Here is a 12,779-nt window from a genome sequence, read left to right on the forward strand (position 1 = left end):
AATTCTAAATTCTAAATTCTAAATTCTAAATTCTAAATTCTAAATTCTAAATTCTAAATTCTAAATTCTAAATTCTAAATTCTAAATTCTAAATTCTAAATTCTAAATTCTAAATTCTAAATTCTACTAACCTTTACCAAAATGAGTGATACTTTTTCCTAAAGCTTATTCAACAATTGGTATAGTAGAGTTAACTCGCAAGAAATTATCTAAATCTCCATAGGTTCCAGCGTAGGTAATAGTGGAATTATCATAACCTTTGAGATTTACAGTGTGTTGCTTGAAGTTAAGCTCAGACTTTCCGATTTTAGAAACGTAACGGTATGTATCCTCCCCTAGGGCAATATCTAGACCAAGTTCCTTGGTGGCAGATTCGAGGCGAAAAGCGGCAATTACAGTATCCCCAACAGCAGTGTATTCTGGGCGATCGCCACTACCAGTGGTGTTACCAACAATAGCATAACCGGTGTTGATTCCAGTACCAATTCGCAGTGGGAAGGGCAGAGGATATTCCTTAGAGAGATTGGTAGTCATTTTGTTGAGGTCATTGACTGCTTGCAAAATACTCATGGCTTCTTGATCACTGACCCCTTGAGAGCCATGAAACCAAATCGCCATAATCGCGTCACCGATGTATTTATCTACCCAACTGCCACACCTTTTCAGAATTTCTCCAGACTCCCGGAACCAACTACCAATTGCCACTGAGAGGGTGGTTTCATCTAACTGGTGGGTGAGTACGGTAAAGTTTCGGATGTCCACCACCATCACAGAAATCAGGCGGCGCACGTGCAATATTGACGTTTGGGTATCTTTATGTATAGGTTCGGATGGTTCAGTTTTATGAGCCTTGGGTGGGCAATAAAACTCCAATTCTGTCTGACCAAAGGTAAGATGATCGCCATTGCGCAAGGTCACCGGAATACTGACTCTGCGTCCATTGACAAATGTACCGTTACGGCTGCCTAAATCAATAAGATAGAAATCACCGTTTTCGGTACACTGCAACATCGCATGGTTTCTGGAAATCCAGCGATCTGAAAGTACAAAATTGTTATCATAACTACGACCGACGGTCCAGCAATTACTACCAACTAATGGCATATACTGATCGTCAGAGTCGGTAGGCATAAGTAGGTAAGGGGTGGATCGCAAAGTCACCACAGATATAGGAGCAACAACAGGGTTAACGGAGAGGTTGATCATTGCATCAATTTTCCAAGATTTCCCCTGATCAGGGAAGGATAGCGCAGAAGTTGGAGAAACAATAGCAGCAATAAGTTACTGACTAGTTACTGCTAATCGAGCTTGAGTATGCTGCTGTCAAAAACCCAGCAAGACTCAGAAGCTGACCCTAGTAGATACATTCACAGGATGATGGAGTCATTTCGGAATAACCATCACAATGACAATGGTCAAAACTTACCTAATATTTATATATATATATAAATATCTATATATAAATAAATGAATAAGGCTTCCGAAGAAGCCCACACTGTACCTTTTAGGGTCAGTGTCTGGAGTCATCATGCTAGGTTAGCTGCCAACCAAAAAAGACTATCTACCACGATTGTACTCAAAACGGCTCCACTAAACGTCCACCAATGGGGCTGTTCTTTTGTCAATGACCAAAGACCAACTATTCCTAGCGTAGCAACCAAAACCACTGCCCAGCTAATTCCCCAAGGAGTTTGGACTTGTGCGATCGCATTTTGAAAGACTGGTTTTGCCAGTACTGGCTCTACTACCATCACCTGACGCCAGTAGGGAATTAGATTCGTCAAGTAGAAATAGATGTCGGTCATGGCTGTACCGAATAACGAACCCAAGTAAAACAGATTTCCTACCTTTCCCCAACCCCGCCACAATCCCCACAGAGCGAATGGTAGACCAATTGCCTCTACCGGTAAATGCAGTAGAGGTTCAGTGCGCAACCAACCCCAATATAGTGAACCAGCCAGCCAACTCCAGCTAAATCCCAACAGCAAGTCACCCCAGACTTGGGTTGATGGACGTTGGAGCAGTTTTATCCCTAGCCACACCCAAGCCAGGGTGATGACTAAACTCAACAGTGGGAAAAGGCGCACTAGGGGAGCTTGGAAGAACACTGGCACAGAAACCAGGAAGGAGGCGGCAGCAAATAATAGCCATCCTTGAGGATTACTCACTCCCCTAGGGGGTATCGATAGAAGTAGTTGCCCTAAATTATTAGAATTCCTTGGGGATATACCAGAAAACCAAGTATTTTTCAACAAAATTTTGTTATTTATCTTTAATTATCTTTATTCAACTTAATATATCATTACCAATATCCCCCCTAGGGGCATATTGGTAAGAGTACTTGAATGTGGTGGTTTATGGCAAGGGTTGAAATATCTAATCTGAAGGATAAATTCAAAAACTAATGAAAAATTAAGATTTGCCAAGCCATTAGTGGTGCGCTACCGATAGGGCCATGGCTATTGCTAGACTTTTTGGCGTTGCTGATTCTCAGTATGGTTTCGCCCCCCTAGCCCCCCAAGCGAGGGATTGCTCGCTTGGGGGGAAAAACTCTCAAAGTCCCCCAAGCGAGGGATTGCTCGCTTGGGGGACCAACGGGGGCTTTAATAAAACTAGATGATCGCGCATTCATTCCTTAATTCAGCAACGCCGACTTTTTCACGATTCCCGATTCCCGATTCCCGATTCCCGATTCCCGATTCCCAAAAAGGATGAAATATTAAGGTTTAAGGATTAAAGATCAAGATGGAATGGAATTGGGATAAGATAAAGAGTTTGCTAAGCATCCAGATTCCCTTGGCGATTATTGGTAACTTATGCCAGAATACCGATTGAATTAAGGCTGGCTGATTCAGCTGGAGCAACCTCAATAGGGGAAAGAATGGTCTTATCAAAACGTCAATTTATCAATTTTTCTATCATTGCTGTCCTTAGCGCCTGCCTTACCTTCCCCTTGAAGGTTCTCGCCACAACTCCTGCCCCAGATGTCTTATCCTCAACCAGTACCACTGCCACAATTACTACCCCCCACATGACTATTTTTCAGGCGGTGGTGCTGGGTTTTGTACAGGGGTTTACGGAATTCCTGCCTATTAGTAGCACCGCTCATTTAAAAGTGGTACCTGTGGCATTAGGCTGGGGTGATCCAGGGGTTGCGTTTACAGCTGTGATTCAACTAGGCTCCATTGCGGCGGTGGTGTGGTACTTCTGGGGAGACTTGGCTAAAGTCACTACTGGCGCATTCACAGCTATCCGTAAATCCGATTACCAATCCCAAGACTTCCAGATGGCACTGGGAATTGCGTTGGGAACCCTACCCATTGTGTTCTTTGGACTGCTGATTAAAATCTTTATCCCTGATTATGACAATTCTCCGATACGGAGTACCATGTCAATCGCCTATGTCTCGATTGTGATGGGTTTGTTGATGGGTGTTTCTGAAGTGGTGGGTAAGCGTAAGCGTAACTTTGAGGATTTAGGTCTTAAAGATGGGATCGGGATGGGCTTGGCTCAGGCGTTGGCTTTAATGCCTGGTGTCTCCCGGTCTGGCTCAACTCTCACTGCTGGTTTATTCATGGGTTTGGAACCAGCAACCGCAGCACGATTTTCCTTTTTGTTGGGCATCCCGGCAATTACCTTAGCTGGTTTAGTGGAGTTAGTCGGTTTGCTCAAAGATGGCATCGGGGATGCTGGCGCAATGTCACTGATTGTAGGGGTGATTTCATCCGCAGTATTTTCCTACGTAGCGATCGCATGGATGATCAGCTATCTCAAGAAAAAAGGTGTCTGGATATTTGTCTGGTATCGGTTATTGTTTGGGATAGCAATTCTAGGTGGTATCATAACTGGGCTGTTACAAAATAGTTAGCGTCCGCAAGTGAATGAGTCAAAGCTCGATTCGTCCAGTATTAATCACAAAGGTTCTTCCCAACTCCATTGCCGCTGAGATTGGATTTGAACCAGGGGATTCTATTGTTGCGATTAATGGTAGCCATCCCCGTGATTTGATTGATTATCAATTCCTGTGTGCGGATGAAATTTTAGAACTGGAAGTGCTGGATGGGGCGGGTAAGACTCATGTGATCGAAATTGAGAAAGACTATGATGACGATTTAGGGCTGGAATTCGAGACAGCGTTATTTGATGGTTTGATTCAGTGCAATAATCGTTGCCCATTTTGCTTTATCGACCAACAACCACCAGGTAAGCGCCAAAGCCTTTATTTCAAAGATGATGACTATCGGCTTAGTTTTCTCTATGGGTCTTACTTAACTCTGACCAATCTGACTCAAACCGAGTGGGATCGGATCGAACGGATGCGTCTATCTCCTCTTTATGTTTCGGTTCATGCTACTGAACCGGATGTGCGCATACGGTTACTGAAAAATCCTCGGGCTGGGCAAATTTTAGAGCAGTTAAGGTGGTTTCAGGAGCGACGGCTGCAAATTCATGCCCAGGTAGTGGTGTGTCCTGGGATTAATGATGGCATTCACTTAGAACGTACTCTGCTAGATTTAGCGCAATTCTATACCGATGATCTGCCCGCAGTGGCTTCAACGGCAGTAGTACCGGTGGGATTGACTCGATTTCGACCCCAGGAGGATGAACTAATTAGTGTTACTGGGGACAAAGCAAGGGAAGTGATTGGTCAGGTTCAAAGGCTTCAGGAGAAATTTAAGCACGAGTTGGGGTCTACCTTTGCTTGGTTGGCCGATGAGTGGTTTTTGATTGCTAGAGAAGAGTTACCGACAGAATCGGATTATGGAGACTACCCTCAAATTGGAAATGGTGTTGGTTCGATTCGTCTGTTCCTGAAACAATTCCAAACTGCTGCTACTGAAAGGTTGCCTAAGGGTCTAGAAATCCCCCGGCGGGGGACTTGGGTGGTGGGTAATGCGGTGGAAAAAGCGTTTGAACCTGTGGTAGAGCGGTTCAATGCTGTGGCAGGATTGGAGATTAACATGGTTGCGTTATCTAGTGATTACTGGGGTCAGGAGATAACGGTTACTGGCTTGCTGACTGGACAGGATTTACTGAAGGGATTAACAGGAAAAGATTTAGGGGAAATGATTCTGTTACCTGGGTTGATGCTTAAGCATGGTGATACCCGGTTTCTGGATGATATGACTGTGGCAGAAGTGGCTGATCAGCTCAAGACTCCGATTATTCCGGTTAATGGTGTTGAGGAATTGATCGATGGGGCAATAGGGAAGTTAGAAGTTAGAAGTTAGAAGTTAGAAGTTAGAAGTTAGAAGTTAGAAGTTAGAATTTAGAAGTTAGAAGTTAGAAGTTAGAAGTTAGAAGTTAGAAGTTAGAAGTTAGAAGTTAGAATTTAGAATTTAGAATTGGGGATAGGCAAGAGGCAAGAGGCAAGCTAGCAATAGGTAAAAATCCTGTTTACCTGATTAATGGGAGAAGCGCTAGATCAGTTTTGCGATCGCAAATAGTTATAGCTAATATTAGAAGTTAGAATTTAGAAGTTAGAATTTAGAATTTAGAATTTAGAATTTAGAATTTAGAATTTAGAATTTAGAATCGGGAATCGGGAATCGGGAATCGGGAATCGGGAATCGGGAATCGGGAATCGGGAATCGGGAATCGGGAAAAAATCCTGTGTACCTGATTAATAAGAGAAGCGCTGTATCAGTCTTGCGATCGCAAATAGTTATAGCTGATAGCTGATAGCTGATGGCTGCTAGCTTACCTAATCAGTCATCAATCATAAATATATAACTATTTACTGCTTCCTGATATCTTTTTTTTACTACTCCTAAAAAAATCAGTTTCCATTCCGTTACCGTACATTTTATTTCAATTACCTTTCCCAAAAAAAAAATTCTAAAAACCCTTGACAAAATAATTTATAATCGTTATGATTATAGTATAATCACTAAACCAAAGGTGAACCTTATGGATTCCGAATTTCGCCCAAACCCTGAAAACAACCCTGAGGATATAACTCCTAGTTATAATCCTCAGGAATCTTCTCCAAAAAAATACCCTGTTCAGCACATTTTGAAGGGCTCCCGCAAGGCTATAATTAACACGATGCATAGCCTCTATGCGCTGCGTTATGCCGAGATTTCTGAGTGGAGTCCTTTGCAACCAACGGGGATTCCTGGGGAATTTATTACGATGATGACGAAGTACCTAACTTTGGGTTAACGGATTAACTTTCTGGGGGGCTTTGCCCCCTGGCAAAATCATCGAGTCTGCTCCCATGGGAGCAGGTCCCGATAGGGTTGAAAACGGAATCACTAATGGTCAATTTCTTAGCCGTGGATAGTATTTCTGCGGCTATTTTTTTTTAAGGGAGTAGGGAATTTAGAATTTAGAATTTAGAATTTAGAATTTAGAATTTAGAATTTAGAATTTAGAATTTAGAATTTAGAATTTAGAATTTAGAATTTAGAATCGGGAATCGGTAATTGGGAGTAGGTAATCGGGAATTGGGAATAGCGATGCGCTGCATCAAGAGGTGCGACCCGAACGCGCCCCGCGTCGGCTTTGCCTCAAGGTGCGCGTTCGGGTCGCACCTTGAGCGAATTTAATTCTTAATGGTAAGAGCGCATCAGACAGGGAATCAATGTAAAAGAAAACTGTACCTCATAACTGCGGGAAACGCTATAGTATCATAGATCTAGAGATTAAATAGTAAATATAATTGATCATGGCCGATTCTAGTTCCTTAAATAAACCAACTGTCTACTCTTCTGATGCTCCAAGCTGTGATGAGTCCCTAGTTCATCTAGATAATGTGTGGCAGGTACAGAGTAAGGTTCTAGCAACGGAAAAAGCGCAACAGATGGCAGAGTTTTTTAGCGTTCTTTCCGACCCCCATCGGCTAAAGTTGCTTTCAGCCCTGGCACAGCAAGAGCTTTGTGTCTGCGACTTAGCAGCGATAGTAAAAATGGGGGAATCGGCAGTATCTCATCAGCTACGAGTATTGCGATCGCAAAAGCTAGTCAAATATCGCCGTCAAGGTCGCAACGTTTACTATAGCCTTGCCGATGAACATATTGTGACTTTTTATCGAGAGGTCGCTCAACACCTTGATCAAAGTTGATTATTGAGCACAGATAGGGAAAGAAGTAATATATAATTTTACGAATTCTGAGGTACAAATATCTGGGTTTTAGGGACTAGTAAGCCTGGTATATCGAAACATATAAAAAATAATGTGTACCTCATAATTATGATAAAACGCTGTAAATAATTTATTTTGCACAGCTACTTACTATATAATTTGAATAATCTTTCATCTGAATAGTCTTTCAGATATTCAGGAGATGTTCACAGTTAGATATTGCTATGGCAAAACACCATCATCATCAAGACTGCTGCAACTCTGGGCATTCCGTTGAAGCGGTTGCTGAGGTGACAACCCATGATCACTGCTGCGGCAACACTCAAAGAAAGGAGGTGACAACCCATGATCACTGCTGCGGCAACACTCAAAGAAAGGAGGTGACAACCCATGATCACTGCTGCGGCAACACTCAAGGACAGAATGAATTTAAATTGTGGCGCGAATTAAGAGCGGTCGCGATCGCTACTCCTCTTTTGTTAATCGGACTGATTTTTCAAGATAGTTTACATCAGACTCGTTTTGCCATAGCTGAATATGCCATCTTGATTCCTGCTTACTTACTCTGTGGTTGGGGAGTGCTAACCACTGCGGGGCGAAATATCCTACAGGGTCGGATTTTTGACGAAAACTTTTTGATGACCATTGCCACCATAGGCGCGATCGCTATTCACGAACTACCGGAAGCAGTGGGGGTGATGTTGTTTTACCAGGTGGGAGAATTGGTACAGGGGTCTGCGGTGGGGCGATCGCGTCGTTCGATTCGAGCCTTGCTGGAAGTGCGTCCCGATACTGCTAATCTACTAGTTAACGGCGAGATAAAAACTGTTTCCCCCGATCAAGTTGCTGTTGGAGAAATGATTCGGGTACGCCCTGGGGAGAAAGTTCCCCTGGACGGTGAGATTATTGAAGGAAGTTCCGAACTGGATACTTCTGCCCTCACAGGAGAATCAGTCCCCCGTACGGTTGTAACAGGAGATCTGGTGTTAGCAGGGATGATTAACCAGTCTGGAGGGCTAACCATTCGCGTTACTAAGCCCTTTGACGAGTCTTCCATTGCCAGAATTTTGGACTTGGTGGAAAACGCCAGAAGCAAAAAAGCCGACACGGAAAAGTTTATTACTCGCTTTGCCCGCTACTATACTCCCGTTGTGGTGTTTCTTTCCTTAGCAATTGCCCTGTTACCACCTTTGCTGATTTCCGGAGCAAGCGCCAGTACCTGGACTTATCGAGCCTTGGTGCTATTGGTGATTTCCTGTCCCTGTGGATTGGTAATTAGTATTCCTTTGGGCTATTTTGGCGGTATTGGAGGGGCAGCCAAGCGCGGTATTTTGATTAAAGGTTCTACCTTTTTGGATGCCTTAACTCAGGTGAAAACCGTCGTCTTTGATAAAACTGGCACCCTTACTAAAGGAAACTTTCGAGTCACCGATATTATTACCCATAATGGTTTGAGTCAAGAGCAACTACTAGAATTAGCTGCTCATGTAGAATCTGGGTCAAATCATCCCGTCGCTCAATCGATTCGACAAGCTCATGGCAAACCGATTGACAGTTCTAAGGTTGAAAATTATCAAGAAATTGCGGGACAGGGTATTCTCGCCCAAATTAATGGAAAAGTTGTCATCGCAGGGAACGATCGCTTACTCCATCGAGAGGGAATTTCCCATGATGTCTGTGTGGCTGATACTACGGTAGCTCACTTAGCGGTGGATGGTGAATACAGTGGGCGTATCTTAATTGCCGATGAACTCAAAGAAGATGCCATCAATGCTATCCAAGCACTGCACCAACAGCAGATTAAAACTGTGATGCTGACCGGAGACAGTCAAACCATAGCTAATACTATGGCTCGAAGGCTAGGGATAGATGATTTTCAAGCCGAACTTTTACCAGAGGATAAGGTGAATGCTTTAGAGAAGATCCTCACAGCAGTAAACCAAACTAACCATAAAACCGCATTTGTGGGAGATGGCATCAACGACGCACCAGTAATTGCTCGTGCTGATGTGGGTATAGCTATGGGGGGATTAGGCTCAGATGCTGCTATCGAAACCGCCGACGTGGTAATTATGACTGATGCTCCCTCTAAAGTAGCAGAAGCGATCGCCATCGCCCGCCGAACCCTAGGTATTGTTTGGCAAAATATTATTATTGCTTTGGGAGTGAAAGTCGTCTTTATTGCCCTGGGTGCGATGGGCGTAGCAACTCTTTGGGAAGCTGTATTTGCTGATATGGGAGTGGCTCTATTAGCGATTATTAATGCTAGTCGGGTATTGCAGATAAGGGAGAATTGAAGATGAGTATAGCGATTTTCAATTAAGTAAGGTACATTTTTTAGGGAGCAGGGAGCAGGGAGCAGGGAGCAGGGAGTAGGGAGCAGGCAAGAGGCAAGAGGCAAGAGGCAAGAGGCAAGAGGCAAGAGGCAAGAGGCAAGAGTGAAAAAATCTTGTGTACCTCATAGCTATGATAAACGCTATAGACAATCAGGGGATAGAGTTGGAAACATCAATATCTCTTGATCGATTTGTTGCCGATAGGCAGCAATTTCAACCTGTAGATCCTCAAAGGTCGGGTCATCCTTAAACGATCCAAATTTATCCAGCCAAGGATTTCCTGTCTTCCCTAGTAGGGGAATGTCAACTTCAACTACTTCAACCTGATTCGTTAGATAGTCAAGTAGTTGAGCTTTAAGCTGATTGATGGCAGCATCACGGCTATTTTCTACAACCATGACTTCGGGCCATTCTTTGGCACGGGCGATATATTTATCGTTTTCTCTACTGAGGATAACTTCATAAATCATGACCCTATCTCCTGCTCATATTAAGTCGCTATTTCAATTTTAGCTGAGGTGGTAACAACAAGGCTAGAAAGTAAACAGGGTGTCAAGACAAATAGCCCGCTGACTGACTAATCGTTTCAGTTCTTTAGTCATGTACTGTCTAGGCATAATTAATTTATTTATATACTTCTCTCTATACTTAAGAGACAGATTTAAGGTATTGATGAGCTCTAGCTTTCGCCAATCTAATCAGATGTTCGACCACTAAAAACTGTTCAAGTTCGTTTTTTTCAGATGGGGATAAATCTCCTAATTTTGCTCGTTCCACTAAATCGTCTATCTGTTCTTTTGTAGCTTCCGAATATTGAAACTTAGTTACACTTTTTGGGCTAGTTCCTTGAGCAATAAAATTAATAAATTCATCATATATTTTTTGAGTTTTTACTAAAGTCGTCATGGTCACATTCCCAGCAACGATAACAATGGGCAACTATATTATAGACAATCAGGGGATAGAATTGGTAAAATCAATATCTCTTGATCGATTTCTTGCCGATAGGCAGCAATTTCAGCCTGTAGATCGTCAAAGGTCGGGTCATCCTTAAACCATCCAAATTTATCATGGTGTTGGGAGGTAATCATTCAGCTACCTTTCAAATTATGGCGTTGCTGATTATGGGTATGGTTTCGCCCCCCTAGCCCCCCAATTCTGGGGGGAACAAAACTATCAAGCGATGCAGCGCGGTCTTGGGGGTTTCCCCCATGAGCGACTGCATCAAGACAAGTCCCCCAGAATTGGGGGATTTAGGGGGCTTTAATAAAACCAGATGATCGCGCATTCATTCCTTAATTCAGCTACCTTTCAAATTCGGTGACCATAGTTTGCAAAAAATGCTTTACCTCTTGGGGCGATCGCAAATGGTAAACCTGCTTTGTTGCTTTAGCCGCTTCCACATAAGTGCGGTATTTGGGCGTTAGCTTTTTATGACCGAAAATCCTGAGGGCGCAAGCCCCTGGATTCTATCCCGGAGACGAAACCTTAGGAGAGTGGAGCCTTTATGGTTGGCAGGCTATGCATAAAAAGGTTAAAACTTATTGATTAAGGCTCCACTCTCCTTACGGTAACTTCAAACCATGGGGTTAGCCCGAACAGGAATTTATTCCCTGACAGTCCAGGAAATTTTGTGCTAAAATATCGACTATATTAACAAATAAAACCAACGAATCAAGGAGGTAATTTTGAGTGTTAGTTATGGAGTTCAAAGCTGTTTTAAAAGAGCATCAAAAATTGGCAATAAATGAAGCTATTAGAACAGCTCGCTTTGTCCGTAACAAGGTACTTCGGTACTGGATGGACAATCGCGGGACAGGGAAGAAAGAACTCTACCGGTACAACACTCAGTTAAGGGATGAATTTAAGTTTGTCAAAGATCTCAACAGTCATGCTTGTCAAGCTTCTGTTGAAAACGTAGAGCGTGCTATCAAGCGATTTTTTGACAACTGCAAGAAAAAGGTTCCTGGAAAGAAAGGGTATCCTCGCTTTAAAAAGTATTCTAGGTCAGTCGAATATAAGCAATCTGGATGGAAACTGTCCCCAGATAAGAAGTCGATAAAGTTTACCGATAAAAAAGGAATCGGACAGGTCAAGCTCAAAGGTACCTGGGACTTGTGGCGTTTCGAACAAAAGCTAATAAAACGGATTCGTATAGTCAAAAAAGCTGATGGATATTACGTCCAGTTTTGCGTCAAAGTAGATGACTCAGAACAGTTGGAAGTTACAGGTTTCTCCGTTGGTTTAGATGTAGGTCTAAAAGAGTTTTACACTGACTCTGATGGATGTTCAGAACCAAATCCCAGGTTTTATAGAAAAGGGGAAAAACGTTTAAAGTTTTATCAACGTAGAATTTCTCGGAAAAAGAAAGGCTCATCCAATCGCAAAAAAGCGATTAACAGACTAGGTAGACAGCACCTTAAAATAAGTAGGCAGCGTGAAGAACATGCCAAGAGACTGGCGCGTTGCGTAATCCGGTCTAACGACCTGGTCGCCTACGAAGATTTAAGGGTTAAGAACTTGCTCAAAAACCACTGTCTCGCCAAGTCTATTAATGATGCAGGTTGGTATCAGTTCCGAGAATGGCTAGAGTATTTTGGTCAAAAGTTTGGCAGAATAACTGTTGCAGTTAACCCTGCCTATACAAGCCAAAATTGCTCTAGTTGCGGCGAAGTAGTCAAGAAGTCATTGTCAACTAGAACCCATGTCTGCAAATGTGGGTGCCGGTTAGACCGCGACCATAATGCCGCCAAAAACATCCTAACTAGAGCCTTAAGTACCGTGGGGCACACGGGAACTTTCCAAAACGCTCGGGGAGAATCGACCTCTACTCTTCTTGGTTCCGACCTGGTTGAGCAAGTTGACTCGTTGAACCGAGAATCCCCTAGCTTCTAGCTATGGGGAGTGTCAAACAGCCGGATCGTGTTATAGGAATTCAGTGTGCCTTTTACTAGGGGACTATTTTCACGCCAGCCTTCCGGTGGTACCCAAAGACTTTTAACAAATCGCTTTGTGACCCACCAGTAATGTCGCAGCACAGCCATATCGAGATAGACCAGGGTATCGGCTACATCTAGCCGTTGCCACACCGTATCGAGTGAGCCAAATCCATCAACGATCCATTGCTCCTGTTGCAAGAGGTGATCATGGGCGGCTTTAAACTCGGCATGGGGCACCTCAGCACCGCCCGGTCTATATTGCATGAGATCGAGGGGTACCAGGGGTAATCCAGTTATTTCCGCTAAACGTTTGCTGAGGGTCGATTTGCCAGCGCCAGCATTGCCAAATACTGCAACTCTCTTCATAGTTAGGGAGTAGGGAACAGGGAACAGGGAACAGGGAACAGATAAGAGGGA

Annotated in this window: 12 protein-coding genes and 1 pseudogene; 6 read left to right on the plus strand and 7 right to left on the minus strand. The window is 43.4% G+C overall.

Annotated features, from left to right (window positions below):
* Positions 1 to 165 precede the first annotated feature (165 nt).
* Together F6K63_RS24790 and F6K63_RS24795 are read right to left on the minus strand one after the other, a co-directional pair.
* Positions 166 to 1,206 (minus strand): adenylate/guanylate cyclase domain-containing protein, encoded by a 1,041-nt coding sequence (locus F6K63_RS24790; RefSeq protein ID WP_008181506.1) that lies wholly within the window; start codon positions 1,204 to 1,206, stop codon positions 166 to 168.
* 320 nt (positions 1,207 to 1,526) lie between these two features.
* Complete coding sequence (locus F6K63_RS24795; protein WP_287313413.1) at positions 1,527 to 2,168, minus strand: DUF3120 domain-containing protein; 642 nt, start codon at positions 2,166 to 2,168, stop codon at positions 1,527 to 1,529.
* A gap of 713 nt (positions 2,169 to 2,881) precedes the next feature.
* Here F6K63_RS24795 and F6K63_RS24800 point away from each other — a divergent pair.
* The 5 genes from F6K63_RS24800 to F6K63_RS24820 all read left to right on the plus strand — a co-directional run bounded on the left by F6K63_RS24800 (position 2,882) and on the right by F6K63_RS24820 (position 9,384).
* On the plus strand, positions 2,882 to 3,868 hold the full coding sequence (locus tag F6K63_RS24800; RefSeq protein WP_502708354.1) for an undecaprenyl-diphosphate phosphatase: 987 nt from the start codon (positions 2,882 to 2,884) through the stop codon (positions 3,866 to 3,868).
* 13 nt (positions 3,869 to 3,881) lie between these two features.
* Positions 3,882 to 5,231 carry a TIGR03279 family radical SAM protein gene (locus F6K63_RS24805; protein WP_287313374.1) on the plus strand — a complete coding sequence of 450 codons (1,350 nt, stop codon included), beginning with the start codon at positions 3,882 to 3,884 and terminating at the stop codon, positions 5,229 to 5,231.
* 679 nt (positions 5,232 to 5,910) lie between these two features.
* Positions 5,911 to 6,165: a hypothetical protein gene (locus tag F6K63_RS24810; RefSeq protein WP_287313375.1), complete on the plus strand. Its 255-nt coding sequence runs from the start codon at positions 5,911 to 5,913 to the stop codon at positions 6,163 to 6,165.
* A 505-nt stretch (positions 6,166 to 6,670) separates the two neighbouring features.
* Positions 6,671 to 7,066: an ArsR/SmtB family transcription factor gene (locus F6K63_RS24815; protein WP_287313376.1), complete on the plus strand. Its 396-nt coding sequence runs from the start codon at positions 6,671 to 6,673 to the stop codon at positions 7,064 to 7,066.
* A gap of 245 nt (positions 7,067 to 7,311) precedes the next feature.
* The gene (locus F6K63_RS24820; protein WP_287313377.1) at positions 7,312 to 9,384 is read left to right on the plus strand and encodes a heavy metal translocating P-type ATPase; all 2,073 of its coding nucleotides are present in this window, start codon (positions 7,312 to 7,314) and stop codon (positions 9,382 to 9,384) included.
* A gap of 18 nt (positions 9,385 to 9,402) precedes the next feature.
* Here F6K63_RS24820 and F6K63_RS24825 read toward each other — a convergent pair whose 3' ends face one another.
* The 4 genes from F6K63_RS24825 to F6K63_RS24840 form a co-directional block, all read right to left on the minus strand.
* The gene (locus F6K63_RS24825; RefSeq protein ID WP_287313378.1) at positions 9,403 to 9,549 is read right to left on the minus strand and encodes a hypothetical protein; all 147 of its coding nucleotides are present in this window, start codon (positions 9,547 to 9,549) and stop codon (positions 9,403 to 9,405) included.
* A gap of 14 nt (positions 9,550 to 9,563) precedes the next feature.
* Positions 9,564 to 9,893, minus strand: a complete 330-nt coding sequence (locus tag F6K63_RS24830) for a hypothetical protein (RefSeq protein ID WP_287313379.1) — start codon at positions 9,891 to 9,893, stop codon at positions 9,564 to 9,566.
* Between the two features lie 178 nt (positions 9,894 to 10,071).
* Positions 10,072 to 10,329, minus strand: coding sequence for a hypothetical protein (locus F6K63_RS24835; protein ID WP_287313380.1), 258 nt, complete (start codon positions 10,327 to 10,329; stop codon positions 10,072 to 10,074).
* Between the two features lie 38 nt (positions 10,330 to 10,367).
* Positions 10,368 to 10,514, minus strand: coding sequence for a hypothetical protein (locus tag F6K63_RS24840; RefSeq protein WP_287313381.1), 147 nt, complete (start codon positions 10,512 to 10,514; stop codon positions 10,368 to 10,370).
* A gap of 601 nt (positions 10,515 to 11,115) precedes the next feature.
* On the opposite strand from F6K63_RS24840, the gene F6K63_RS24845 reads away from it, so the two are divergent.
* A complete protein-coding gene (locus F6K63_RS24845) occupies positions 11,116 to 12,318 on the plus strand; it encodes an RNA-guided endonuclease InsQ/TnpB family protein (protein ID WP_287313382.1) in 1,203 nt (400 codons plus the stop codon).
* Positions 12,319 to 12,335: 17 nt separating this feature from the next.
* Here the strand turns inward: F6K63_RS24845 and F6K63_RS24850 are convergent.
* Positions 12,336 to 12,728 (minus strand): annotated as a pseudogene (locus F6K63_RS24850) (P-loop NTPase family protein); the annotation flags it as partial.
* Positions 12,729 to 12,779 lie beyond the last annotated feature (51 nt).

The sequence above is a fragment of the Moorena sp. SIO1G6 genome (assembly GCF_010672795.1).
In the GTDB taxonomy this organism is placed as follows: Bacteria; Cyanobacteriota; Cyanobacteriia; order Cyanobacteriales; family Coleofasciculaceae; genus Moorena; species Moorena producens.

What these genes read in the sequence shown, in the direction of transcription:
- F6K63_RS24840 (WP_287313381.1), bottom strand. Translation starts at nt 10,514, where the DNA reads ATGATTACCTCCCAACACCATGATAAATTTGGATGGTTTAAGGATGAC.
- F6K63_RS24835 (WP_287313380.1), bottom strand. Translation starts at nt 10,329, where the DNA reads ATGACGACTTTAGTAAAAACTCAAAAAATATATGATGAATTTATTAAT.
- F6K63_RS24825 (WP_287313378.1), bottom strand. Translation starts at nt 9,549, where the DNA reads ATGAGGTACACAAGATTTTTTCACTCTTGCCTCTTGCCTCTTGCCTCT.
- F6K63_RS24790 (WP_008181506.1), bottom strand. Translation starts at nt 1,206, where the DNA reads ATGATCAACCTCTCCGTTAACCCTGTTGTTGCTCCTATATCTGTGGTG.
- F6K63_RS24820 (WP_287313377.1), top strand. Translation starts at nt 7,312, where the DNA reads ATGGCAAAACACCATCATCATCAAGACTGCTGCAACTCTGGGCATTCC.
- F6K63_RS24830 (WP_287313379.1), bottom strand. Translation starts at nt 9,893, where the DNA reads ATGATTTATGAAGTTATCCTCAGTAGAGAAAACGATAAATATATCGCC.
- F6K63_RS24800 (WP_502708354.1), top strand. Translation starts at nt 2,882, where the DNA reads ATGGTCTTATCAAAACGTCAATTTATCAATTTTTCTATCATTGCTGTC.
- F6K63_RS24815 (WP_287313376.1), top strand. Translation starts at nt 6,671, where the DNA reads ATGGCCGATTCTAGTTCCTTAAATAAACCAACTGTCTACTCTTCTGAT.
- F6K63_RS24805 (WP_287313374.1), top strand. Translation starts at nt 3,882, where the DNA reads ATGAGTCAAAGCTCGATTCGTCCAGTATTAATCACAAAGGTTCTTCCC.
- F6K63_RS24810 (WP_287313375.1), top strand. Translation starts at nt 5,911, where the DNA reads ATGGATTCCGAATTTCGCCCAAACCCTGAAAACAACCCTGAGGATATA.